The following is a 26,124-nucleotide window of genomic DNA, read 5'->3' on the forward strand; positions in this document are numbered from 1 at the left end:
TTTAACACACAAATATAGCTTTATTTAGTCAGATTAAATTGGTACAGACTGTCAGCTATTTTTCGGTCATTAGATAATCTTGGAATTTTATTTTGTCCACCTAACTTCCCAATAGATTTCATGTAAGATTGAAATCCGTCTTTCTTAATTTTTGTAATTTTTAAAGGTCTTAAAACTTTACCATCTATTAAATCTAAATAATACGAATTTTGTTGTTTTAATGAGGCTTCTAAACCTTCAATTAATTGAGCCTCATTTTCTGGTTCGTTTTCAAACTCTATTAACCACTCGTGGTATGGCAAGCCTTCTTCAGGATTTATTTGCGGCGCAACCGTAAACTCATTAACCGAAATTGAGGTATTTTCTGTGGCTTCCCTTAAGGCTTGTTCTACTTCTTTTCCTATAACATGTTCTCCAAAAGCCGATATAAAATGCTTAATTCTTCCACTTACAATAACTCTGTAAGGTTTTAGTGATGTAAACTGAACAGTATCTCCAATATTGTATGCCCAAAGTCCTGCTGTTGTAGAAATAATCATAACATAATTTACACTTAACTTTACATCTGCAATTGTGATACGTTTTGGGTTATCTTCAAAGAAGTGCTCTGCTTCTATAAACTCATAAAAAATTCCTGAATCTAACTGAAGTAACATGCCTTTTTCATCTTGTTTATCTTGAAATGCAAAAAACCCTTCACTCGCAGGATACAATTCTATACTATCTACTTTTCTGCCTATTAAATTCTCAAATTTTGCCCTGTATGGTTCGTAATTTACACCTCCAAAAATGAAAAGATTGAAGTTCTTAAAAAGGTCACCAACACTTTTTCCTGATTTTTCAATTAACTTTTCAAAATACATTTGTACCCAAGACGGAATACCAGAGATAATACTCATGTCTTCATTTATGGTTTCCTCTACAATAGCATCTACCTTAGTTTCCCAATCCTCAATACAATTGGTTTTTAAACTAGGCATTCTATTTTTTTGAAGATATTTAGGCACATAATGCGCTACAATTCCTGATAACCTACCGAGTTTAATACCATTCTTTTCGTCTAAAATTGGACTGCCTTGAAGAAAAATCATTTTACCATCTACAAACTTTGCATTTCCTGTTTCATGAATATAAAGCAGTATTGCATTTCTAGCAGCATTAACATGTGTTGGCATGCTCTCCTTGGTGATAGGAATGTATTTTGCACCAGAAGTTGTTCCAGAGGTTTTTGCAAAGTAAATAGGTTTGCCTTTCCAGAGGACATCTTCCTCACCTGCAACAACACGTTCTACATAAGGTTTTAACTCTTCGTAATCTCTTACAGGAACATTGTTTTGAAAGTCTTTAAAAGACGAAATTGAACTAAAATTATGGTCCTTACCAAATGCTGTTTGTTTAGCTTCTGCTATTAAATTCTTAAAAACTTTATGTTGGGTTTCGATAGGTTTAGATGACCATTTTTTAATTTTTTTTGCAATATATTTTGCAAACGGTTTTGAAAGAGCGACTTTAATTGATGGCATTATTCAAAATCTATAAAATTTGTTGGGTTTACAGGATATCCTTTACTCCATAACTCAAAATGAAGATGTGGTCCTGTGGTTAATTCTCCGCTATTACCAGACATAGCAATTACTTCCCCAGATTTAACTAAATCTCCTTGAGATTTTGTAATTGCAGCATTGTGTTTATATACAGAAATTAATTCTCTATTGTGTTCTATGATAACTACATAACCTGTTTCTACAGTCCATTCTGCAAAAATAACGGTTCCGTCTGCTGTTGCTTTAACTGGTGTGTTTTCTGGGACAACAACATCTACAGCAAAATGCTTTTCTTCTAAATTATAACGTTCTGAAATGGTACCATTAACTGGTGGAAAAAGCACATAACTAGATTGGTCACCAGCAATTTCAAACAAATTATATTTATCTTCTTTACCCACTTTTTCACGTAATAATGAGTCTTCTCTATTTGTTGGTACTTGTAGAATATCTAAATCATTTTTAGCTGCTTCTATTAAAGAATCTCTATTTAATTCTAATGATGAAACGTCACCTGTTAACACTTTTCTTATTGAAGCATAGTATAATTTATCAACTTCTAGTTTTTGAACTAAAGAATCCGTTTTGTAGTTAAGCATTGTAGCTTCCTTCTTTAATTTTGCTGACGAATAGCCAGGAATGTATTCTCGTAATGGTGTAAAAGCAATTAATAAAACCGTTAGAAAAACCAGTGAAATAGCAGATATTGATGTTAAAATAAAAACATTAAGACGTGTTAACTTAATAGCAAAACGTTCTTCAAAAGTATCTTCGTTTAATATGACTAAACGATACTTATGTAGTAGTTTTTTAGCTAATTTCTTTTCCTTTATTTTCTTTTTTGCCATTAAAACAAAATTAATTAAAATACTCAAATAGTACCATTTTAAAGTCCTAAAGTTGTTAATACAACGTTTTATTTAAACTATAATTACTAACTTTGTAATCTAAATTTTAAAATTATGATTTTCAGCAATATATTTTTGTTCATTGGACCATGGCAATACGTAATTATTGGTCTTGCGATACTTTTGTTGTTTGGTGGTAAAAAAATACCTGAATTAATGAAGGGCTTAGGTAGCGGAATAAAGGAGTTTAAAGACGCTAGTAAAGATGATACTAAAGATTTAAAGGAAAAAGAATAACAACAATTAAGTTACGTTATAAAAAAAGGTCTTCTAAATAATTTTTAGAAGACCTTTTTTTAATTGAATAAAATTAAAAGCTTAATTTATTACAATAGATTTAATCATAGCTTCTAACTCAAAAACATAGTCTCGTTTAGGTAATGATGGTGCATAAACATAGCCATCTGCAACCAAATATCTATTATTAATTTTATCTTCTATGGCATAGGTAATAAATGGCCCTCCCATACTGTAACCTTGCATATCCCACATTCCTCTTACCTCGTAAGCTGGTTTATTGTCTATTATAGTTGTAAATAAAGATGGCGCATATGCTTCTTCTACTGCCATATAAATACCGTCTTCTCCAAGAATTTTTTCTTTAGTGATTTTGTTTCGCATTTTAACAATATCTACGATTGTACTATCGCCTTTAGAAATGGTTTCTATTGGTACTTCATAAAGCATTAAATCAATTGTTTTTGTGTTAGAAAGACTTTTTCTAATCCAAAAGAAGTCATCTTCTGCCTTACCTATTCTATAAGCTGAAGGAATATCAATAGTGATACCTAATTTATCTTCCATGGCTTTATCATCCATTAAAGACAGATTAATACGTCTTAAATTCTCCTTTACTTCTTCTTTATTAAATGCATCGAGAATTTTGTACTTATTCTCTGTTAATTGCGCTATAATTTCTTTATCTGTTTTACCTGCTACAACAACAACTGTTTGTGGTTTAGCGTAAGCCTCATGAAGCATTTTTGTTGTTGACTCTACATCTCCCTTTTCAATTTTTAAAACAATTCTACTACGTGCTGCAAATCCATCAAAAACTTGAGGTGGAATTTGTCTTACATCATACATTGGTTCATCTGTTGGTAAACCATTTAAAGGTGCTGCAAATATCTTCCTAATATTTTCACCAATATTGTCTTCCCATAACATGTTATCTACAACAACAGATAATGTGTTTAAATTTCCATTAGAGTCTGGTAAGTATTTTTTGCCATCATCTTTTTTGGTTTCTCCACAAGACAATAACAATACACAAAATAATAGAGTGTAAATCGCTTTCATAGATTTAAGTTTTAATTGGTTAATTACTGTGAAACAACAAGAATTGTTCCAATTTTAAGTTTATTACTGCTAATTTTATTCCAATCTTTTATATTTTGAACTGATACACCCGGAAATTTCTGAGCAATGGTCCAAAGTGAATCACCCGACTTCACTTTATAGGTTTGTTTTCCTTCAGTATTAATTACTTTTTTAGGTGGAGATGATACAGTAATTGCACCTCTATTTCTTGGATAAACGATTAACCTTTGTCCTATTTTTAGATTATTACTTCTTAAGCCATTCCATTGTTTTAATTGGCTTACTCTAACACCATATTTTCTGGCAATTTTACCTAAATAATCTCCGTTTTTTACTCTGTAACTTACTTTAGTATCTGCGTTAAAAAGTTGCGGCAAAGGTTTTTCTCGTTGATCAAATTCTGTCTTTGCAAAGTCGTAAATAAGATTTTCATTGGTTACAAAAGTACCTACGGCTGCTCTAGGTAATCTTAATACATGAGTTTTACCTTCAATCTTTGGAATAATATCTAATTTATATGAAGGATTTAGAAACTGTAATTCCTCAATTTTAATACCTGTTGCCTCTGCAATATGATCTAAAGAAATCATTCTTTTTACATGTACTGTATCTGTTTCTATTAATTGAAAAGGTGGTCTTTCTGGTTTAAAACCGTGTTCTTCGGCATATTCAAAAATATACATAGTTGCCAAAAAGGCCGGAACATAACCCGCCGTTTCTCTCGGTAAATTACTTCTTATATTCCAATAATTCTTATAGCCACCAGATCGTCTTATAGCTTTATTTACATTTCCAGGTCCAGAATTATATGCTGCCAAAGCCAAATCCCAATCTCCAAAAATTCGGTACATTCTTCCTAAATATTCTGCAGCCGCTGTTGTAGATTTAATAGGATCTCTTCTATCATCTACATAGCTACTAACATTTAAATTGTGTTCCTTTCCAGTACCATACATAAACTGCCATAAACCTGTTGCTCCTACTCTAGAGCGTGCTCTAGGTTTTAAAGCAGATTCTACTATGGCCAAATATTTCATTTCTAGTGGAATATCATGGTTGTCAAACTCTTGTTCAAACATTGGAAAGTAAAAATGACTTAAGCCCATTAAACGCTCCATAGACGATCGTCTATGTTTTAAATACCCCTTTATTACACTTTCTAATGAAGGATTATATTCTACATTAAACGGTGTTCTAGCATTTAATGTTGCTAACCTAGCCTTTAAGGTATCTGTAGGTAAATCTGGATAGTAAACGGGTTTATAATCTAATTCAGTTACAGATTTATATATAGTATCATAAAGTGAATTACTATAAAGCTCTTTTAACCATTTTTCATCTAATTCAGCAGCTTCTGGTAAATCTTTTAAGGTTTTTATATCAAAAGTATCTGTTTTGGCTTTGATATCTTTTTCATTTGAAAAAAGCTTACCATCTATAACTTTTCCTTTAGATGAACTAATACTATCCGTTTTTATTTGCGAAAATCCATTAAAAAAAGACAAGCATAAGCAAGCCCATAAAAACATTTTTGATGTCATGGTTTGAAAATTGATTCTTATTAAGCAACGTTACAATAACGTTAGAATCGCTAAAAATAGTGTTTTTTTACTACTCTTCTAATATGGCAGCAATACCTGGAAGTGTTTTACCTTCTAGGCTTTCTAGCATAGCTCCTCCTCCTGTACTTACATAACTTACCTTATCTTCAAAACCAAATTCTTTTACGGCTGCTACAGAATCTCCTCCTCCAACTAAAGAAAAAGCACCATTTTTGGTAGCATTGGCTATAGAATTACCAAGTGCTATAGTTCCTTTAGAAAAGGTTTCCATTTCAAAAACACCTAAAGGACCATTCCATAAAATGGTATTGCATTTGTTAACAACATCATCAAAAATCTCTATAGACTTATGTCCTGCATCTAAACCTTGCCATCCATCTGGTATATTAAAAACATCAACAAGTTGTGTATTTGCATCATTGCTAAATGCATCGGCAGCTATAACATCTACTGGTAAATGAACTTGTACTCCTTTTGCTTCGGCTTGCTTTAAAATATCTAATGCTAATTCCATTTTATCATCTTCGCAGATAGAATCACCAACCTTGCCTCCTCTTGCTTTAATGAAGGTAAACGTCATTCCTCCACCAATAATTAAATGATCTACTTTGTCTAAGATATTTTCAATGACCGTAATTTTTGAAGATACTTTAGCTCCTCCAAGAACTGCTAAAACAGGCTTTTCTCCATCTTCTAATACCTTTTTTATACTCTCTATTTCTTTAGCCAATAAACTTCCAAAGCATTTAGCATCTTTAAAAAACTCAGCTACAATTGTAGTAGAGGCATGTGCCCTGTGTGCTGTACCAAAGGCATCGTTTACATAAACATCACCTAATTTAGATAACTGCTCTGCAAAGGCCTTATCTCCTTGCTTTTCTTCATCATGAAATCTTAAATTTTCAAGTAATAAAATTTCACCAGGTTGCAATGCATTTGCTTTTTCTTCAGCTTCTTCTCCAACACAATCACTAGCAAATTTGACTTCTACACCAAGAATATCTTCAATTTTTGGAATAATGTGTTTTAAAGAAAACTCCTCTTGTACACCTTTTGGTCTGCCTAAGTGCGACATTAAAACACAGCTTCCACCATCTTCTAAAATTTTAATAATTGTTGGTTTTGCAGATACAATTCTAGTTGCGTCTGTAACATCAAAATTATCATTTAATGGCACATTAAAATCTACTCTGATTAGTGCTTTTTTATTTTGAAAATTGAAATCGTTTAGTGTCTTCATGAGAATATAAATAAGTTGTGAAAAATTTTTTATTTTGAATAACAAATATAAAGATTTGAAAGTTAAAATATAGACTTCATAGTGTTCCAATTAAGTAATAACACACTATTATTTACGATAACCTTTTCGTAATTACGTAATTTTTAAACAAAAAATTCAATTAAAGATTTTACGTATATCTTCCATCTAAAATTTAAATAACAGATTGATAAAAAAAACATAGTTTTGCGTTATGCAATTTTCTGAAGTTTTAGGGCAAAAACATATTAAAAATCATCTTACCACAAGCGTTGATGCTGGTAGAATAGCGCATGCACAATTATTTGTTGGTCCGGAAGGTTCTGGTACGTTACCTATGGCTTTAGCTTATGCACAGTATATACTTTGCAATAATACCAATGGCGAAAATAGTGGAGGAAACGACAGTTGTAATCTTAAATTTAAAAACTATTCGCATCCAGATTTACATTTTGCTTTTCCGGTAACCACAAGTGATAAGGTAAAAAGTAAACCCGTTTCTAGTTTTTATCTCGAAGAATGGCGACAACTCCTAGACCAACAACCTTATGGTAACCTATTCGATTGGTATAAAATGCTTGGCGTTGATAATAAACAAGGGCAAATTGGTGTTGAAGAAGCCTTACAAATTGTAAAATCTCTGACACTAAAATCTTACGAAGGTGGTTACAAGGTAATGCTAATTTGGATGGCCGAAAAGATGAATTCAGCTAGTGCAAACAAACTACTTAAACTCATTGAAGAGCCACCAGAAAAAACCATATTTATACTTATTGCTGAAGATGAGGAGCAAATTATTAATACAATACGCTCGCGTTGTCAAATTTTACATTTTCCGCCTTTAGCTGAGGACGCTATTTCTGAAGCTTTGGTTAAAAACTATCAAATTGAGCAATCTATTGCTATTAAAATTGCACATCAGGCTAATGGAAATTACAACAAAGCTTGCGATTTAATTTACCAAGATAGTGAAGATATACAATTTGAAAAATGGTTTGTTATATGGATTCGTTCTGCATTTAAAGCTAAAGGTAATAAAGCGGCTATTCACGATTTAATTTCTTGGTCTGAAGAAATTGCTAAAACAGGACGAGAAACTCAGAAGAAATTTCTCAACTTTTGCTTAGATTATTTTAGACAGGCCTTACTACTTAATTATAAGGCCAATGAATTGGTGTATTTAGAACCAAAATCAGATAATTTTAAGCTTGAAAACTTTGCGCCTTTTGTTCATAATTCTAATATTATGGAAATCTCAGAGCAATTGCAAGATGCTATTTATCACATAGAGCGTAATGGTAATTCTAAGATAATTTTAACGGATTTATCTATAAAACTTACTAGATTATTACATAAAAAATCTGAATAAACTATAGATTATCTTTTTGAGTTTTAAAAAACAATTGAGAAATTGGTATAAACATGGCTCCACAAAACACTAAGGTAAAAAAGGCCTTTTTTAACCCAAAATTATGCGATAAATAGCCTATTAATGGTGGCCCAATAAACATGCCTACAATTGCATAAGTACCTATTATTGAAATAGCCATGCCTGGCGAATACTTTTTTGATTTACCGGCCAAAATATAAGTCATAGGAAAAATAGCTGAAACACCTATTCCTACTAAGCAAAAGCCTATTAAAGCGGTCCAAAATTTTGGTAATAAAATAGTAGTTAAAGTACCTGTAGAAATTAACAAACCACTAATGATATAGAGCTTTGGCATACCTATTTTATCTAGAATTTGGTCTAGAAAAAAACGCGATGATGCCATAAAAATCATAAAAATTAAATAACCATAGGTAAATACCTCTTCTTTAACCACTTCTTTAAAATATATACCACTCCAATCAAACATACCTCCTTCACATAAAGCAGCAAAAAAGATCAGTAAACCTAAATAAAATATAAATGGGTCTGGTTTACCAATAATTAACTTATTTCCTGTAGTAGATTTATCCTTTGTTAGCGTGTTTTTATAAGCTGCCATAACAGCAATAATGGTTATTAAAGCAACAATTAAGAAGTGATTTTTAATATTAACCCTAAACTCTACCATAATTGTAGAAAATAAGACGCCTATAACACCTCCAAGACTCCAAATACCATGAAAGGAACCAATAATTTTTTTATCAAACAGACTTTGTAACGTAATAGATTGCGCATTCATTGCAATATTTAAAACACGCATGCAAATAGAGAATATTGCCAAAACAATAATTAAAAGAAACGTGCTTTGCACAAGGCTTATTCCTAATAGAGCAAAGGCAAAAAATAGAAAAGAAAACAGTAGTAAATCTCTATTATTAAATTTAGAAATTAACCAGCCAGATGATACTGTACCTATTAAAGCAGCTATTGGCATTACAAGTAAAATACTACCTAATTGAGCGTCATTTAAATTAAAAAATTCCTTTAACGTAGGAATACGAGATGCCCAAGTGGCAAAACACAAACCAGACAGAAAAAAATAGACACTTAAGGCAATTCTATTTGTTTGTTTAGTTTTCAAACGCAATAGTTGTTTTTATTTAAACTAAAAAAAGTCAAGCTTTTCACCTGACTCTAAGATTATTTCATTTCAAAATGTTGAAATTTATTCTTCAGACTTAACGTCTTCTTTTTCAGAATCTTTATTTAACGCTGAAAGTATTTCTTCTGTAATATCATTTGTATCATTACCATATAAAACACTTCCGGCATCGTTAGCACCTAGAATATAAGTATATCCATTAGTTTTACCATAATCTTTAATAAAAGCTTTTACTTCTTTTACTATAGTATCTAATTGCTTTTGCCCTTCTGCAGTTAAAGCTTTTTCTTCATTGCTTATTTGATAATCTTGCATTTGTTTTTTCTGCAAGAGCGTATTGTATTTTTCTTCTGCTACACTTTGCTTCATTTTTGATGCTGACGCTTGAAAAGCTTGCGCTTCCATTTGGATCATTTTATTAAGACTATCTGCCTTTTTATTAAAAGCATCTATTTTGGTTTTAAAGTTTGCCTCAAAATCAACTTTCTTATTAAATTCGTTCACCACTTTTGCATTATCTACAAAAGCGATTTTTTGTTGTTCTTGGCAAGAAGCCGCTCCAACTAAAATTATTAAACCTAAAATTATTTTTTTCATTTTGTCTTGTTATTTACTTTTTATGAAATCTAAAATCTTTCTTGTTATGTTTCAATTTAATTTTTGCAAATGTATAAAACTTAGTCTCTGAAATATCGAAAAATTTAAATATTGATATTTTCTATAGAAAACAGACTCCTTTATTTTTAAAACCTATTAAAAACGACTTCATTTAAGACGTTTTAAGCGCATTTCTAAAATTTCTGGTATATTTAGGCCTTACGCTCTAAGAAGTAAATAAAGAAGGTGTTTAAATCACAAATTAGCATTCTTAAGCATATAAATATGTGAAGAATACTCTTTAGAGCGTTTTGCTTTCCGGTTTGATTGCCAAGCAATCCAAAATGCTTTCACAGCATTCATATATCCAGATTTATATTTTTCTGAAAGTAAACATACGTAATAAGCATCAAATTTCATTGGTAAGATATTTTCTAAAGTCATACTTTTCTTTTTGAATAATTCTAAAATCGATGTTTTAGAAAAATGCCAAAGATGTCTTGGCACATCATAAGCTGCCCAAAAGTTTTTGTAATACTGCGCATCGTAACTTTTATAGTTAGGAACTGCAATGACCAAAGTACCATTTGGCTTTAATAAGGATTTAAATAATGCCGTGTGCATTTCTAAATCTGGTAAATGCTCTAGCACATGCCATAGCGTAATCACATCAAAACTGTTAGGTTTTAATTTTGATAATTCTTCGGTTTCATAGACAGCATTGTTGGTTTTGGAATTTGCAATTTGTCTTGCGCTTTCATTTGGTTCTATTCCTGTAATATTCCAATTATCATTTAAAGCCGTTTGTAAAAAATCACCTGTTCCGCATCCTATATCTAAAAGTTGTTTTGTTTCTGATTGAAAAGAATTGATTAATTTAAGTTTTCGCTTTAGAGAAATTGCCCTCACTTTGTGATAGGCAAATTCTAATAGATTTCGCTTCGTATCTGTATGCGAAATATAATCTTCACTTTTATAATATTCTGAAAGTTTTTCACCTTTAGGTTCTGGATAAGTTTCTAACATATCGAGTGCCTTATTGTATAACAATTGGAACTCTTCTTTTGAAACGGAATGGTCTTTTAGGGTTAGGTATGTTGGTTTATTGTTTGGCACTAATTCGAAGGTAATAATGGTTTATCAAATAGTAATTTTGAACTTGAACTAAATTTATTCTTATAATCTTAATCGTTTTTCTAACACCCCTAAAGTCCGCTCAAGGGGACAATTTATATTTTAAAAATTTTATTTACTGATAAAAAAGGTCTATTTAAAACAAATATTTATAATCAGAACCACTAAATATTAATAGAACGATTGTCCCCTTGAGGGGACTTTAGGGGTGTTTATTTGCACAAATAAAACAATTTGTTTCACGTGGAACATTAAAATAATGTTTCATGAGATTAGCTTCGCTGAAACTTCGATTTCCTATTTAAAAGATATTTAGCGACCTAAATAAACTAATAAGACAGAAATATCATTAGGTGAAACTCCACTAATTCGAGATGCCTGAGAAATGGTTACAGGTTGTATTTTATTTAGTTTTTGTCTTGCCTCAATACTCATAGATTTCAATTTTGAATAATCAAAATCAGCAGGAATTTTTAAATTTTCAAGTCTATTAAGTTTATCTGCATTGTTCTTTTCTTTTTCAATATAACCAGCGTATTTAACTTGAATCTCTGTTTGTTCTATCACTTCCCTATCCAAATCATTAGCTTGAATATAATTCTCTACAGCTTCAAATTTTCTAACATCTTCTATTGTAATATTAGGTCTTGCATACAACTTAAACATTTTGTCTTGCTGTTTCACTAATGCAGAATTTTTTGACTCTAAAACCGGATTTGCTTCTTCTGGCGTAACACTAGTGTCTCTAAAAAATTGAACAAAAGCTTCCGATTTAGCTTGTTTTTCTTCCATACGTCTTAGACGCTGTTCTGAAGCTAAACCCAATTTATATCCTTTTGGTGTCAATCTAAAATCTGCGTTATCTTGCCTTAACAACGTTCTATATTCAGCTCGCGATGTAAACATTCTATAAGGCTCTTCTGTTCCCTTAGTAATTAAATCATCTATTAAAACACCTATGTAAGCTTCATCACGTTGCAATGTAAATGCTTCCTTTTCTTGGACTTTTAAACTCGCATTAATTCCTGCCATCAAACCTTGAGACGCTGCTTCTTCATATCCTGTTGTTCCATTAATCTGACCTGCGAAATATAAACCTTCAACTAACTTCGTTTCTAACGTATGTTTTAATTGTGTAGGTGGAAAATAATCGTACTCTATAGCATAACCAGGTCTAAAGAACTTAACATTTTCAAAACCAACTACAGAACGTAATGCCTTAAATTGAACATCTTCTGGTAAGGATGTTGAGAATCCATTGATATAATATTCGCAAGTATTCCATCCTTCTGGTTCCACAAATAATTGATGTCTATCCTTATCAGCAAATCGATTAATCTTATCTTCAATTGAAGGACAATATCTTGGTCCAACACTTTTAATTCTACCATTAAACATTGGTGAACGGTCAAAACCTTCGCGCAACAAATCGTGAACCAATTCACTTGTGTAAGACATGTGACAAGAACGTTGTTCTGTTAATGGCTTTGTAGTATCTAAATAAGAAAACTTTTCAGGATTTACATCTCCAGGTTGTTCTATCATTTTGGAAAAATCTAAAGAACGACCATCCACTCTAGGTGGTGTTCCCGTTTTCATTCTACCAGATTCAAAACCTAAATTAACGAGTTGTTCTGTGATTCCTGTTGCAGCTCTTTCACCTGCTCTTCCACCACCAAAATTTTTATCTCCTATATGAATTAAGCCATTTAAAAAAGTACCATTTGTGAGAACAACAGATTTTGCTCTTACCTCAACTCCAAGTGATGTTTTTACACCAACAACTTTATGATTTTCTACAATAAGACCTGAAACCATTTCTTGATAGAAATCTAAATTATCAGTTTTTTCTAAAAGCATTCTCCAATCTTCAGCAAAACGCATTCTATCAGATTGCACTCTTGGACTCCACATTGCTGGCCCTTTAGATTTATTAAGCATCTTAAATTGTATAGCAGATGTATCTGAAACGATTCCACTATAACCACCAAGCGCATCAATCTCTCTAACAATTTGTCCTTTTGCAATTCCTCCCATAGCAGGATTACAAGACATCTGTGCAATGTTTTGAAGATTCATTGTAATTAACAATGTTTTACTTCCCATATTTGCAGCAGCAGCAGCAGCCTCACTACCTGCATGTCCTGCTCCAACAACTACAACATCATATTCTTCGTTAAACATAACTTTGGTTTATCTTAATTTATTCTTGAGTCCTAAAAAATCACATTTATAATTCTCAACTTGTTTCAGAAAATATATAACCTTTTTTACGAGATACTAAAACAATTTCAGAACTATAAATTCGAACGTTTTCTCTTCTAAAAAAGAACTGTTCCACGTGGAACAATCATAGTTTTTTATAATCGAAATTTTCAGCCTGCAAATATACAATGAAATTGAATCTCTTCTCATTAATGGCTTTTTGCTATCCGAATTAGAGCTTTATTTCTTCAAAGAAATTTATCGCTTCCCTAAATAGTAATCTTCCTTAGAACGCATTAACTTCCCTTCGTCTTCTGATTTGTCTTTGTAACCACAATAATGAAGTACTCCATGAATGATAACTCTTGCCATTTCATCTTCAAAAGAGACCATATAATCTGAAGCATTTTCCTTCACTCTATCGACAGAAATATAAATATCTCCATGTAGTTCTTTTCCTACTGAGTAATCGAAGCTAATAATGTCCGTTAAAGTATCGTGATTTAGAAAATCTACATTCAATTTATATAAATAATCATCTGAACAGAAAATGTAATTTATATCTCCTTCTTTACAATTTTCTTCTTGAATGGTATTTGATATCCAGGTTGAAATATGTTCTTCGTCCTCTAAATTAAAATCGATTTCGTAATTAAAACTAATCATTGGCTTTATTAAAATACTCTTGAATTTTCTTTTTTAAATGATTTTGCAAAGGTAACGCTTGTCTATTTAAAATCTCAGTAGTATTAAAATATTGTTTTGCTGTAGGTATCTGACTTCCATTATTATGATTGAATTCTTCTGTATTAGTCTCAGATTTACGCTTAGTATCTTGCCCTTGCATAAAGGTTGCATTCTCTAATTTTAATAATTGATGCTGCACATCCATCATTTTTTGAAGGGTTTGATTTGTGAAACCGGTGTTTAATAAATCCAATTCTATCTCTTCCATTTGCTTTATTAATTGTCCGGCAGATTCAATCTTTCCTTCCTTTGCAAATTTGTCTTCTAAAGCCTGACGCAATAATTGTTGTTTCTGGTAGATTTTGTAAAGTTCACCATTCTGTTCTTCACTTCCTCCTTCACCATAACCATCGTTCTTATCACCTTCGCCGTCACCATTACCATTACCATCACCTCCATTTTTTCCACTTTTTCCTTTTCCTTGACCATTTTTGCCTTCACCATTCTCACCTTCACCTTTGCCATTTCTACCATCTTTTTGTCCATTTTGGTTTCCATCACCTTGCTGTTCCCCATTTTGTCCAGACTTACCACCTTGACCACTTTTACCTTGTCCTTCGCCACTCTTTCCATTCTCTCCGCTTTTTCCTGCCTTGCCCTCCTTGCCAGCTTTACCTTGCTCACCAGGCTTTTCACCTTGTCCTTCTTTTCCTTCTTTTCCATCGTTACCTGGTTTCTCACCTTCGCCTTCATTTCCCTCGTCACCTTCTTTGCCTTCTTCTCCTTTTTTAACGCCTTCTTCCATCTTTTTATTGAGTTCTTCTTGACTCATTATAATGTCCTCTAATTGTGAGTCTCCACCTTCCCCTTGTGAAGGATTCATTTGCATTTCCATATTATCTAAAACATCACTTAAAAAACTAGCCAATTCATTAGTAGATGTTACCGCGTATTGTTGCGCTCCGACACCTTGATATAATCTATTTTCACATAATTGCTCCAATGCCTTATCAATATTGAAATACACCTCAGTAATCTGAGAATTTACTTTTTCGGAAATCTTTGGTTGTCTTAAAGACAGTGCAAATAAACTATCATCAATATGCTCGAAATGTTCTCTAAGGTTACTTTGCTCTATGATGTATTTTCCGTAATTGTTGTTATTAATTCCAATGCTTTCAAAAGTTTCCATGAGCGCTTCTTGGTCAAAAGAATACAATAATAAATTCTCTAAAATTTGACGAAGTGCGTCAATATCTTCAGACATTTGGTCGCCTCCACCACCTCCTCCAGCTTTCATTTTCATCATGTCGCTCATTTGTTTGATTTTCTGAGCGGCTTTCTTTTGCTGTTTTTTGGCCTTTTGCTTCTGTTCTTGCGCTTCTTTTTGGTCGTCCTTAGATTCAGCTTCTTCTTTCTTTTCTAACGCTTCTTTAGCTTCCTTTTGGTCGAATTTTATTTCATCTTCTAAAAACTCATCTCTTGCAATTTTCATTGGTCTTTGAAGTTGTCTATCCTCACGCTTTAATTCTTCAAGTTCTTTTTGAAGTTTATCAAATTCCTTGTTTAATTTATCTTGAGCCTCTTTATTGTTTACTTTGTCTTCTTCGGATAATTTTTGTTGTTTTTCAGAAAGCTTTTCTAATTCATTAGACATTTTCTCAGCCTTTTTCATCACATAGAAACGCTTCGTTAATTCTAAAAGCTGTTTCATGCTTCGCTTTTTATTCTTGTTTTGCTTGGCTAATTCTTCAAGCTTTTGCGTGAATTCTTCCTTGTTTATTTTATCCTTTAATTCTTCCAATTCTTTAAGCAATTCTTCATCCTTTTTTAATTGCTCTTCGTTTTCTTTTAAACGTTCTTTTAAATCTTCTTTGAACTGGTCGTCTTTCTTTTCGTCTATTTGAAATTCTTCTAAATTATCTTGCAATTTTTTGTTGAAATTTTTCATCAACTGTTCTTGATTTTTCTGTCGCTTTAAGAACTCTTCAAATTTCTTCTTATCATTAAAATTTAGACTTTCTTTTTCCTTTTGGGTTTTAGAAAACTCTTCTAGCTTTTTATCTTGTTCTTGAAGTTTATTAAATGTTTTACTAATATCTTTTATGGTTTCATTCTGCTCATTCAACTGCTTCTGCTCTTCCTCATCTTTTGTTAATTTTCGATAACTGAACGTAGAACTTTTGGTGCGTTTATATTTATGTAAGGCATCGTTATCAAAAACTTCAAAATACAATTGGTAACTTACTCCGTCTTCTAAATTAAATTGATTTGGAAACGCGCTTACAAATTCTGTAAAATTAGATTTAGAAATATTTATCGGTTCTACCTCTTTTTTAGACTCATCGTCCGTAGGATAATAGACCAACTGTAACTTGGTTAATCCATAATCATCACTCGCTTGTCCATAGAAATATAAACTCTGTTGGTCTACGGAATCTTTTTGCACCTTGATTTTCATTTCAGGATAAGTATCCTTGACGACGCTGATGTTGTAGGCTAAATTCTCGTAATCTTTTAAATCCTCATTACTGGTTGTAATACTGTAATTGTAGTTTTTGTAAAGTCGTTTTGAGGCTTCAAAATTTCCGTTACTATTGGACTTAAAACTTAAGGTGTCTTCGGCATAAATTTGAACACCTGTTGTAGATTTTGTCTTTGCTTTCCATGTGACATTTGTACCTTCTGGTATCACAGCAGAACCTGTACTTTTTAAAACCTCATCTTGCTTTTTGGTGTGCGATGGATAATCTAACACCATTTCAAAATTGACCAAATTTGGTGTATTAACTACCGTTAATTTATAAGGTTTTGATGTAACATCGTTGGCTGATAATGTAAATTCAATAGCTTCTTTTGGTAAACTGAATGTGTATTGAAATTCGCCAGTGGCTACTTGTTGTAAAAAGTAAGATTGCCCATTGAATTTGATTTGTGCGTTTTCGGGAATTACATTTCCTGCGGTAGAGATATTCAGCTTAAAATCCTTATTTTCAATAGCTTGTAAATTTTCATTTAATACAAAAAACTGAAAAGGTGCTGGTGGCTCGTATGCAGTTTTGTAGTTTACTACACGCTCATAACTATCACTGAACCAGTTTATTTTTCCTGTTAAAAAGGACAATAAAAGAATTGCGATTGGAATTGCTGCGTACTTTAAGTATTTGGTATTCGATTTAAAATTAACCGCAGATTTAAACGGAATGGGTTGTAATTCTTGGGACTTCTGCTCTATACTTGCTAATAGTAAATCGGATTGTTGAGGGCTTTGGTTGAGTTGTAAAACGTTTAATAATTTATCGTTCACTTCAGGAAAATGGTTTCCGATGAGTTTTGACGCCGTTTCGTAATTAATACCTTGTCTTAATTTAAATAAATGTGACAACGGAATGGCGATGAATTTTACGAATAAGGCTAATTCTACAGCTATAAATACCCAAAATAAAATGGTTCTGGCCGTTGGATTCAACCAAAGTACGTATTCTATGAAAATTGTGATAATTAGGTAAAGTAAGCCAATGGCGAAGAATAGTATTGCGCCTTTTAGAAGTTCATTGGTGTAGTACCTCTTTATGAACTGTTCTAGTTTTTGTTTTATATTTTCGAAATTGGTCAATTCTTTATTTGTCTTTTTAATATTTGCGTTACTCTTTTTTCTCTTTTCATTTTACTCATCTGTTTCCATAGTTTATAGATGAATTCGTGATGTGCTTTGCAGTTGTCTTGATACAAAACAAAAATTACTCACTTTTATATTTTATTAAATAGGATGCCGTGAATCTTCGATTTTAAAACGATTTATTAGAAAATTGCAAGCACCATTAATCGCTAATACATTGACAATTATTTACTTTTAATGAAATTTTAATTCAATAAAGATTCAATGTTTCGATGCCAATTATTAGGTATTCAATTTACTAACAACTTACCAACTAACAACTACTTACTAATATCAACTGACTAAACTACGATTTTATTTTAAATGTAAATTCGGTAAAATTGGTAAGATTCTGTTAATATGTGCTTTATTTGGTGTTAATTTCGGCTAAAAAGGACTTTTTTTGATGCTTATTGCATTTTAACTAATGTTTAGTTAATCGATTCTTTAATTTAAATAAAACTTCACACTTGGTTCTTCCTACTTAAAATCTATAATTTTATCTTTGCGCGAGATTCTGAAATAAATTCAGAATGACAAACTATTTCTATTTTCCGTTATGTCTAAAAAAGTACGTGTGCGTTTTGCACCAAGTCCAACAGGACCTTTACATATTGGTGGTGTAAGAACTGCTTTATTCAACTATTTATTTGCCAAAAAACATGGTGGCGATTTTGTATTAAGAATTGAAGATACAGACCAAAATCGTTATGTGGAAGGTGCTGAAGAATATATTGTTAAATCATTAGATTGGTGTGGTATTTCGTTTGACGAAGGTCCAGATAAAAACGAAAAATTTGGTCCATACAGACAAAGTGAACGTAAGGATTTATACAAGCAATATGCAGATGAACTAATTGCAAACGGAAAAGCCTATTATGCTTTTGATACTGCTGAACAATTAGATGCCGAACGAAAAGGTCATGAAGCGGAAGGCAAAACCTTTATCTATAATTGGCATAACCGCGAAAAAGGACGTTTAGTAAACTCTTTAGTGTTAACTGAAGCAGAAACTAAAGCTAAAATTGATGCTGGTGAACATTACGTGGTTCGTTTTAAATCGCCTCAAGATGAAACGCTTCATTTAACTGATATTATTCGTGGAAATATTAAGATTGATACTAATGTTTTAGACGATAAAATATTGTTTAAAAGTGATGGTATGCCAACCTATCATTTAGCCAATATTGTAGATGACCATTTAATGGAAATTACACATGTAATACGTGGTGAGGAATGGTTACCATCTTTAGCATTACATAAATTATTATATGATGCTTTTGGATGGGAAGCACCAGAATTTGCGCATTTACCATTGATTTTAAAACCAACAGGAAAAGGAAAACTAAGCAAACGAGATGGTGATAAAATGGGATTCCCTGTATTTCCTTTAGAATATACAGCAGCAGATGGAACCGTTTCTAGAGGTTATAAAGAAGATGGTTACTTCCCAGAAGCGGTTGTAAATTTCTTAGCTTTTTTAGGATGGAATCCTGGTACCGAACAAGAGATTTTTAGCTTAGAACAATTGATTACTGATTTTGATTTAGCGAGAGTAAACAAAGCTGGCGCACGTTTTGATCCAGATAAAACGAAATGGTTTAATCATCATTATATGCAACAGCAGTTAGATTTAGATTTAGCTGAGCAATTTAAAGCTTCTAAACCAGAATTAGCAGATATTGATATTAATTACATTGCTTTATGTGTTGGCTTGATAAAAGAACGCGCAACGTTTATTTCTGATTTTTGGAATTTAAGTCATTTCTTTTTTACGGCTCCGACATCTTATGATGAAAAAGCGTCTAAAAAAGCCATAAAAGAAGGGACTGCAGAAATTATGACAAAGGTTATAGAACTTGTTAATGCTACTGAAGATTTTACGGTTGAAAACCTTCAAACTAACATTAAAGGTTGGATTACTGATAACGAGATTGGTTTTGGTAAAGTAATGATGCCTTTACGTTTGGCTTTAGTTGGTGCTTTACAAGGACCAGATGTTTTTGATATTATGTTTATGATTGGTAAAGCTGAAACCGTAAAACGTATTGAGCAATTAATCGCTTAATTTCTATTTCAAAATTATTTAAAACTTCTCAATAGGTTTATTAACGATAACGGATATACTTCTTTTTTATTAATAGTTACTAAACTTATTGAGTTGCTTAAATGGGCTATTTTAAAAGAATCTCCTTCTGGTTTCAGTACTAAAATTGATCTCATTTTATCAAATTCTGGAAAATCTTTAAAATAAGGAATGTCCCAGAACGATACAACTGCACTAATAATAAGTCCGCTGTCATCTACTCTAGCATCTTGTTCTATGATACTAATTTTAAAAGGATAATTAATTTGATTATAATCATTTTTAATAGCCTCAATCCATTTCTCTTTGTTATAAATAGTTTGGGTAATACCATCTAGACCAATAAAATCTTCAGTAAATAAATCTGTAATACCTAAATCTCTGGCAGAATATAGTTTAAAATAGTTTAGTATAAATTTTTCAATCTCATTGATGTTGGTTGCATTCATAAAATAACTTAAATAGAATATGTCATAAAATAGTAATAAATGCTGAAAATAAGAAATAAACTACTAATTATAAGGTAATTATAGCCGTTAAAGCAATTAAAGATTGATTCCCTTTAAATTTTTCATCATTAATAAGATTAAAATCTTTGTCATTTAATTTTCTTAAAATATTGGTAAAACCATAAATATATTGCGCACGTAATTGAAATCTTCTTACTCCTAATGATAAACCAATTGCTCCATTAGCATTAAAGTTAGAGATTTCTCTAATATCTTCTGTCAATAAATTATTATAACCAGTTAAAATGTAGCCTTCTTTAGAATTGTCCTTAAGTTCTAACTCACTATTATATTGCAGCATTGGTCCAACATCTAAAGTTAAATTGTTACTTATTAATTTTACATGAAGTAAAAAGGAAATATCAGCTGTAAACATTTTGTATTCTACAAACTCATTAGTTAAAAGGCCAACTGGTGAAGCGCTTATATCTATATGATTTTGAGATAATTGTATATTATAACTTACGTTATACCACTTATGAGGAATATCTACCGAAGCCGACATTCCACCAATAAACCCTGTATTAGATTTGGTTTCAAAATTATCTGTAAGAATATCAAATTGGGTAATACCACCTTGTAATCCAATTCCGTTTTTAATCTTATAATTTTTACGTTGTGCGTAACTTAGTGTAACAAATAGTAAACAAATAGCGACTAATGATATAGACTTAAAGTTTTTCATAACAAAAATTATAGGTGTTCTAAACAAACCTAGTTAAAATTATTTAAAATAACTTACTTTTAGTCATTCTAAATTCTAATCTTAAAAACTAATATTATGGGTCAATTTATTTTCGTTCCAATTCTATTTTTTGCAATTGTTATCTTAATATCCTCTTTTTTTGTAGTAAAACAGCAAACTGCTGCAATTATTGAGCGTTTTGGTAAATTTCAAAGTATACGGCATTCTGGTTTACAGTTAAAAATTCCATTAATTGATAAAGTAGCAGGAAAATTAAGTCTTAAGATTCAGCAATTAGATGTAATTGTTGAAACAAAAACATTAGATGATGTATTTGTGCGTCTTAAAGTTTCTGTACAATATCGGGTACTAAGTCAAAAAGTATATGATGCCTTTTACAAACTAGATTATCCGCATGAGCAAATAACAAGTTATGTATTTGATGTAGTAAGAGCAGAAGTACCAAAAATGAAGCTCGATGATGTTTTTGTAAAGAAAGATGATATTGCATTAGCCGTAAAAGCTGAATTAAATGATGCCATGCTAGAATATGGTTTTGATATTATTAAAACCTTAGTAACTGATATAGATCCAGATGCACAAGTAAAAGCTGCAATGAACCGAATAAACGCTGCAGAACGTGAAAAAACTGCTGCTCAATATGAAGGTGATGCCGCAAGAATCTTAATTGTTGAAAAAGCAAAAGCAGAAGCAGAAAGTAAACGATTACAAGGACAAGGTATTGCAGACCAAAGACGTGAAATTGCACGTGGATTAGAAGAATCTGTAGATGTATTAAACAGAGTTGGTATTAACTCTCAAGAAGCATCAGCTCTTATTGTTGTGACGCAACACTATGATACTTTACAATCTATAGGACAAGAAACAAACAGTAACCTAATATTATTACCTAATTCTCCACAAGCTGGTAGCCAAATGTTAAATGACATGGTGGCTAGTTTTACAGCAAGTAACCAAATTGGAGAAGCTATGAAAGCGGCAAAAAACAAAAAGAAAGATAATGAATAAACTAAAAAAAATAGTTCTGTTAGCTTTAATCACTGTAAGTACAATTGCATTTTCTCAAACTAAAGAAAGTGCATTAAATGATGCTACAGCTGCAGTAAAAGCTAATTTAGACATGAATTTTGATATTGTAGTAAAGCATACTTTACCTGCTGTACTAGATATGATGGGTGGAAAAGAAGCCGCATTACAAGTTTTAAAATCTACAATGGAAGGTGCAAAAGCACAAGGTTTAGTAATTGAGAAATCAGACGTTATTAGTGTTTCTAAAGTTACTAAAGAACAAGGTCAATCGCGTTGTATAATGACAAGTTATACAGAAATGATTATGTCTGGCCAACGCGTAAAATCTACAATTCATTTTGTTGGTATCTACAATGATGTTGATAACTATTGGTGGTTTATAGAAGCTAAACAATTAAAAAATGAAGTGTTAGCAAATAAGATTGCTCCAAATTTTGAAACCAGTTTTGAAATCCCTGAGGATGCCGTTCAGGTAGAGAAAATTTAATTTTAAAATTGACACAAATAAAAAACCTCATAATCAGTAATTATGAGGTTTTCTTATTTTAATAATAATGTTCTTCTTTATACTTATCTCTAATTGAGATTAACTCGTTAAGATAGTTTTCTAAATCAGCAGTATCTAAATTTGCACTATCATTTGAACCTTGTGGTAATGTACTTCGTGTTTCATCTAAATGTTTTTGAAGCTCTGGGTAATTGTCTTCAATATCTCTGGTTACTGCTGAAATTTCTGTTAATATTTTCTGTGATTCTTTCATAATTTATAGTGTTTACCATAAGTTACAAATTAACAGAAACAAACGCTCTCAATAAACTGTTAAATATCAGAAGCTTCTGCAACTAAAATGTCATTTTTATCTTCTTTTGCTTTTTCAATAAATTGAGAAATAGCTTCGTTTTTTTCTAAGCCATTTTTAAGCAATTCTTTTAACGCAATTAAAACAACGATACGTGTGCCTGCTTTTTTTACTGCAGTGCCAAATAACGGCTCTAAATCATCATAAGAGACATCTTTTGCAAGCTCTTGTATTTCGGCTTTAGCCTTTAATTGTTTTTCTTCTGGAAATTTAGTGTATTTCTTACCAAATTGTTGAATAACACTAATCGCAGAACGCTTTTGCTGTTGCGGATTAGGTTTATTTTGGTTATTTTGAGAATTAGGCTTTTGTTTTGCCCAACTATCTCTTAAACCAACCGTTTTATTGAAAACTAATTTCTCTGTTGTAGAATCATCATCTACATTAAAATAACCTAAACGTTGAAACTGAAACTGCTCTCCTACTTTAGCTTCTGCCAAACTTGGTTCTAAATAACCTGTTTTTACAGTTAAAGAATTTGGATTTAAGAATTCCATAAAATCCTTTTCTCCATGACTATCTGGAGCTTCATCATTAAACAAACGATCGTATTCTCTAATCTCAGCAATAATAGCATGTTTTACAGAAACCCAATGCAACGTCCCTTTTATTTTTTTAGAAGTATCCTCATCATAGGTACACTGAATTTCTAGAATATCGCCATTCTGGTCTTTTCTAACCTCATTAGCTTTAATGATGTAAGCATTTTTTAATCTTACCTCACCTCCTAATTTTAATCTAAAAAATTTATTTCCGGCTTCTTCTTTAAAATCTTCTCTTTCAATATAGATTTCTCTAGAAAATGGTACTTTTCTAAATCCGGCTGAATCATCTTCTTGGTTATTTTCGGCTTCTAACCATTCTTCTTTATCTTTAGGATAATTAGTAATTACCACTTTTACGGGATCTAAAACAGCCATAACTCTATTTGCTGTTTTATTTAAATCTTCTCGTATACAAAATTCTAAAAGTGAAACATCAATGACGTTTTCGCGCTTTGCAACACCAACTTTTTCAATAAATTTTCTGATTGAATTTGGTGTATAACCACGACGACGCAAGCCAGAAATTGTTGGCATACGTGGATCATCCCAACCAGAGACAACACCTTCTTCTACCAAACGTAATAATTTACGCTTACTCATAATGGTATAGCTTAAATTAAGGCGTGCAAATTCGCGTTGTTTTGGTGGTAATGGATAGTTTTCTTTACTATATTCATAAACATTATCTTTAAACCAATCGTAAAGTTTTCTGTGAGGTTTAAATTCTAATGAACATAATGAATGTGAAATTTGTTCTATATAATCACTTTCGCCATGCGTCCAATCGTACATTGGGTAAATACACCAATCATCACCAGTTCTATGGTGATGCGCATACATAATACGATACATTATAGGATCTCGCATTAACATATTTGGATCTTCCATGTCTATTTTAGCACGTAAAACATGTGTACCAGCTGAGAATTTTCCGGCTTTCATGCCTTCAAATAATTCTAAATTTTCTTCAACAGAACGATCTCTATAAGGACTATTAGTACCAACTTGTGTCGGTGTTCCTTTTTGTTCTGCCATAGCTTCAGAAGATTGAGAATCTACATAAGCTTTACCATCCTTTATCATTAAAATGGCCCAATCGTATAACTTCTGAAAGTAATCTGAAGAGTACAATTCATTTTCCCATTTATAACCTAGCCAAGCAATATCACGTTTTATAGCGTCTACATATTCTTGTTCTTCTTTTGCAGGATTAGTATCATCAAACCTTAAATTAACAGGTGCGTTATACTTTTCTCCTAAGCCAAAACTAATTCCAATAGCTTTAGTATGACCAATGTGTAAATAGCCATTTGGTTCTGGTGGAAAACGAAAACGAAGTTTATCTTTTGCTAAACCATTAGCTAAATCTTCTTCTATAATATGCTCAATAAAATTGAGTGATTTTGTTTCTTCTGACATGTGTAAGGTATTAGCTGTTGGCTATTAGTGCTAAGTAAAACATATATACATAACGCTAAATATCAACATCATTATTCCAGTTGGTAAAATTAAACAAAATGTAACATTTATTTATCTTTTTAGACTGATAGTATAAATCAAAACATACAGAAAATTATGAATTATAACTGCCCAAAATGTGATAATACCACCTATGAAGTCGATGAAATGAGAGCCACTGGTGGACGATGGTCTAAAATATTTGATATTCAGAATAAAAAATTTAGCTCTGTTACTTGTAAAAAATGTAGTTATACAGAATTTTATAAAGCGAAAACTAGTGCATTGAGTAATGTTTTTGATTTATTTACGAATTAGTATAAAAAGATAAAAGTCCGCTTCGCTGTTATAGACAAGAATCCAGACGTTTGCTGAGAACATCCCTTCAACTGCGAAAAGCGACTGAAATTCATTAAGAAATATTACTTTTGAATCATGGGAATAATAAAAGTTGAAAACATCCGTGTATTTGCAAATCATGGTTGTTTAAAAGAAGAAACAGCTATTGGAAGTGATTATAGAGTTGATATTGAAGTTAAGGCTGACTTAAAAAAATCATCTAAATCTGATGACTTAAGTGATACTGTAGATTATGTTTTTCTAAACAAAGTTGTGCGTGAAGAAATGGCTAAACCTTCTAAACTTTTAGAAACGGTTGCTCAGCGTATTTTAGACCGTGTTTTTAAAGAAGATTCATTAATTACCAAAACAACAATTGCGGTTAGTAAAATAAATCCTCCAATAGGTGGTGACGTTGAGATGGTTACCATAAAAATGTGTCAGAAGCGAAAAAAGTAATCCTATTTAGGCTAAAACATATATAATTTTTATATTTGCGCTCTCAATAAATCTATTGAGATGATTATAAGGTGTCGTGGCCGAGTGGCTAGGCAGTGGTCTGCAACACCATCTACAGCGGTTCGAATCCGCTCGACACCTCAAAAAGCTTCTAAGTTCTCTTAGAGGCTTTTTTATTTTTTATCTCTTCTATTTTCTTGACTTCTATCAATTAAAAAATAATCTAAAATCAACAACATACATAATTGTAAAATACCAAGTGTAAAGAGTATTGCACCATAAGGCCAATGTTGAATTTTAAATATAATTCCGCAACTTAAAGTTACAAATGTTACTACAATAAAAACGTAATAAATGCCTTTTATCAATTTATTACTCCTGTATTTTCTGTTTTTAAAATAATATATACCTTCTACAAAAAACCAGTAGATAAATAGTGTAACCAATAGTATTTCAAATACATATGGCATATTAAATAAATGAAATACTTTAACTAAATAACTAAAAACCCAGATTAAAACTAGACTTAATTTTATATAATCTAACTTAGACTTATAAACTTTTTTTATAAAACGAATGCTATATAAAATTCCTATTAAAACTCCACCAATTAACATTAATTGGGTTACATATGGCCAATGCATAATTTTAAATAGCGCTCCAAAAATTAAGATGATTAATGAAAGACGTAAAGGAAAGGTTAAAACTTTATATTGCATTTAAAAT

At 31.5% G+C, this 26,124-nt stretch carries 23 protein-coding genes and 1 tRNA gene; 8 read left to right on the forward strand and 16 right to left on the reverse strand.

Annotated elements, in window-relative coordinates:
• Nucleotides 1-20: 20 nt before the first annotated feature.
• Entirely contained in the window at nucleotides 21-1,523 is a 1,503-nt protein-coding gene (locus tag GN138_RS11505) for a GH3 auxin-responsive promoter family protein (RefSeq protein WP_157364146.1), read from the reverse strand.
• Entirely contained in the window at nucleotides 1,523-2,392 is an 870-nt protein-coding gene (locus GN138_RS11510) for a M23 family metallopeptidase (protein WP_157364147.1), read from the reverse strand. Before GN138_RS11510 ends, GN138_RS11505 begins: the two co-directional genes overlap by 1 nt.
• 114 nt (nucleotides 2,393-2,506) lie before the next feature.
• Here GN138_RS11510 and GN138_RS11515 point away from each other — a divergent pair, with 114 nt between their 5' ends.
• A complete protein-coding gene (locus tag GN138_RS11515) occupies nucleotides 2,507-2,689 on the forward strand; it encodes a Sec-independent protein translocase subunit TatA/TatB (protein ID WP_157364148.1) in 183 nt (60 codons plus the stop codon).
• Between the two features lie 81 nt (nucleotides 2,690-2,770).
• Here the strand turns inward: GN138_RS11515 and GN138_RS11520 are convergent, their stop codons facing one another.
• From GN138_RS11520 to GN138_RS11530, 3 genes are all read right to left on the reverse strand, one after another.
• Nucleotides 2,771-3,751: a DUF4837 family protein gene (locus tag GN138_RS11520; RefSeq protein WP_157364149.1), complete on the reverse strand. Its 981-nt coding sequence runs from the start codon at nucleotides 3,749-3,751 to the stop codon at nucleotides 2,771-2,773.
• A 23-nt stretch (nucleotides 3,752-3,774) separates the two neighbouring features.
• Nucleotides 3,775-5,313 carry a LysM peptidoglycan-binding domain-containing protein gene (locus GN138_RS11525; RefSeq protein ID WP_157364150.1) on the reverse strand — a complete coding sequence of 513 codons (1,539 nt, stop codon included), beginning with the start codon at nucleotides 5,311-5,313 and terminating at the stop codon, nucleotides 3,775-3,777.
• Between the two features lie 70 nt (nucleotides 5,314-5,383).
• Nucleotides 5,384-6,574, reverse strand: a complete 1,191-nt coding sequence (locus GN138_RS11530) for a phosphoglycerate kinase (protein WP_157364151.1) — start codon at nucleotides 6,572-6,574, stop codon at nucleotides 5,384-5,386.
• 232 nt (nucleotides 6,575-6,806) lie between these two features.
• Here GN138_RS11530 and GN138_RS11535 point away from each other — a divergent pair, with 232 nt between their 5' ends.
• Complete coding sequence (locus tag GN138_RS11535) at nucleotides 6,807-7,961, forward strand: DNA polymerase III subunit (protein ID WP_157364152.1); 1,155 nt, start codon at nucleotides 6,807-6,809, stop codon at nucleotides 7,959-7,961.
• Nucleotide 7,962: 1 nt separating this feature from the next.
• Here the strand turns inward: GN138_RS11535 and GN138_RS11540 are convergent, their stop codons facing one another.
• From GN138_RS11540 to GN138_RS11565, 6 genes are all read right to left on the reverse strand, one after another.
• Nucleotides 7,963-9,105: an MFS transporter gene (locus tag GN138_RS11540; RefSeq protein WP_157364153.1), complete on the reverse strand. Its 1,143-nt coding sequence runs from the start codon at nucleotides 9,103-9,105 to the stop codon at nucleotides 7,963-7,965.
• A gap of 84 nt (nucleotides 9,106-9,189) precedes the next feature.
• Nucleotides 9,190-9,723 (reverse strand): OmpH family outer membrane protein, encoded by a 534-nt coding sequence (locus GN138_RS11545; protein ID WP_157364154.1) that lies wholly within the window; start codon nucleotides 9,721-9,723, stop codon nucleotides 9,190-9,192.
• 255 nt (nucleotides 9,724-9,978) lie between these two features.
• Complete coding sequence (locus GN138_RS11550; RefSeq protein WP_317162747.1) at nucleotides 9,979-10,839, reverse strand: class I SAM-dependent methyltransferase; 861 nt, start codon at nucleotides 10,837-10,839, stop codon at nucleotides 9,979-9,981.
• A 330-nt stretch (nucleotides 10,840-11,169) separates the two neighbouring features.
• The gene (gene mnmG / locus GN138_RS11555) at nucleotides 11,170-13,041 is read right to left on the reverse strand and encodes a tRNA uridine-5-carboxymethylaminomethyl(34) synthesis enzyme MnmG (protein ID WP_157364155.1); all 1,872 of its coding nucleotides are present in this window, start codon (nucleotides 13,039-13,041) and stop codon (nucleotides 11,170-11,172) included.
• A gap of 279 nt (nucleotides 13,042-13,320) precedes the next feature.
• On the reverse strand, nucleotides 13,321-13,728 hold the full coding sequence (gene ybeY, locus GN138_RS11560) for an rRNA maturation RNase YbeY (protein WP_157364156.1): 408 nt from the start codon (nucleotides 13,726-13,728) through the stop codon (nucleotides 13,321-13,323).
• Nucleotides 13,721-17,365: a DUF4175 family protein gene (locus GN138_RS11565; RefSeq protein WP_157364157.1), complete on the reverse strand. Its 3,645-nt coding sequence runs from the start codon at nucleotides 17,363-17,365 to the stop codon at nucleotides 13,721-13,723. Before GN138_RS11565 ends, ybeY begins: the two co-directional genes overlap by 8 nt.
• 601 nt (nucleotides 17,366-17,966) lie before the next feature.
• Here GN138_RS11565 and gltX point away from each other — a divergent pair.
• Nucleotides 17,967-19,475 carry a glutamate--tRNA ligase gene (gltX, locus tag GN138_RS11570; RefSeq protein WP_157364158.1) on the forward strand — a complete coding sequence of 503 codons (1,509 nt, stop codon included), beginning with the start codon at nucleotides 17,967-17,969 and terminating at the stop codon, nucleotides 19,473-19,475.
• A gap of 14 nt (nucleotides 19,476-19,489) precedes the next feature.
• Here the strand turns inward: gltX and GN138_RS11575 are convergent, their stop codons facing one another.
• Entirely contained in the window at nucleotides 19,490-19,942 is a 453-nt protein-coding gene (locus GN138_RS11575; RefSeq protein ID WP_157364159.1) for a nuclear transport factor 2 family protein, read from the reverse strand.
• Nucleotides 19,943-20,009: 67 nt separating this feature from the next.
• Nucleotides 20,010-20,687 (reverse strand): hypothetical protein, encoded by a 678-nt coding sequence (locus GN138_RS11580; RefSeq protein WP_157364160.1) that lies wholly within the window; start codon nucleotides 20,685-20,687, stop codon nucleotides 20,010-20,012.
• A gap of 96 nt (nucleotides 20,688-20,783) precedes the next feature.
• On the opposite strand from GN138_RS11580, the gene GN138_RS11585 reads away from it, so the two are divergent.
• Together GN138_RS11585 and GN138_RS11590 are read left to right on the forward strand one after the other, a co-directional pair.
• Complete coding sequence (locus GN138_RS11585; RefSeq protein WP_157364161.1) at nucleotides 20,784-21,716, forward strand: SPFH domain-containing protein; 933 nt, start codon at nucleotides 20,784-20,786, stop codon at nucleotides 21,714-21,716.
• A complete protein-coding gene (locus GN138_RS11590) occupies nucleotides 21,709-22,224 on the forward strand; it encodes a hypothetical protein (protein ID WP_157364162.1) in 516 nt (171 codons plus the stop codon). Before GN138_RS11585 ends, GN138_RS11590 begins: the two co-directional genes overlap by 8 nt.
• Before the next feature lie 58 nt (nucleotides 22,225-22,282).
• Here GN138_RS11590 and GN138_RS11595 read toward each other — a convergent pair whose 3' ends face one another.
• Together GN138_RS11595 and GN138_RS11600 are read right to left on the reverse strand one after the other, a co-directional pair.
• On the reverse strand, nucleotides 22,283-22,498 hold the full coding sequence (locus GN138_RS11595) for a hypothetical protein (protein ID WP_157364163.1): 216 nt from the start codon (nucleotides 22,496-22,498) through the stop codon (nucleotides 22,283-22,285).
• A gap of 59 nt (nucleotides 22,499-22,557) precedes the next feature.
• Entirely contained in the window at nucleotides 22,558-24,561 is a 2,004-nt protein-coding gene (locus GN138_RS11600) for a glutamine--tRNA ligase/YqeY domain fusion protein (protein WP_157364164.1), read from the reverse strand.
• 156 nt (nucleotides 24,562-24,717) lie between these two features.
• On the opposite strand from GN138_RS11600, the gene GN138_RS11605 reads away from it, so the two are divergent.
• From GN138_RS11605 to GN138_RS11615, 3 genes are all read left to right on the forward strand, one after another.
• Nucleotides 24,718-24,918: a zinc ribbon domain-containing protein gene (locus GN138_RS11605; RefSeq protein ID WP_157364165.1), complete on the forward strand. Its 201-nt coding sequence runs from the start codon at nucleotides 24,718-24,720 to the stop codon at nucleotides 24,916-24,918.
• Between the two features lie 117 nt (nucleotides 24,919-25,035).
• Nucleotides 25,036-25,398, forward strand: coding sequence for a dihydroneopterin aldolase (gene folB / locus GN138_RS11610; protein ID WP_157364166.1), 363 nt, complete (start codon nucleotides 25,036-25,038; stop codon nucleotides 25,396-25,398).
• Between the two features lie 70 nt (nucleotides 25,399-25,468).
• A tRNA-Cys gene (locus GN138_RS11615) sits at nucleotides 25,469-25,539 on the forward strand.
• A 32-nt stretch (nucleotides 25,540-25,571) separates the two neighbouring features.
• Here the strand turns inward: GN138_RS11615 and GN138_RS11620 are convergent.
• Complete coding sequence (locus GN138_RS11620) at nucleotides 25,572-26,117, reverse strand: GldL-related protein (RefSeq protein WP_157364167.1); 546 nt, start codon at nucleotides 26,115-26,117, stop codon at nucleotides 25,572-25,574.
• Nucleotides 26,118-26,124 lie beyond the last annotated feature (7 nt).

Source organism: Winogradskyella endarachnes, from assembly GCF_009741275.1.
Classification (GTDB): Bacteria; Bacteroidota; Bacteroidia; order Flavobacteriales; family Flavobacteriaceae; genus Winogradskyella; species Winogradskyella endarachnes.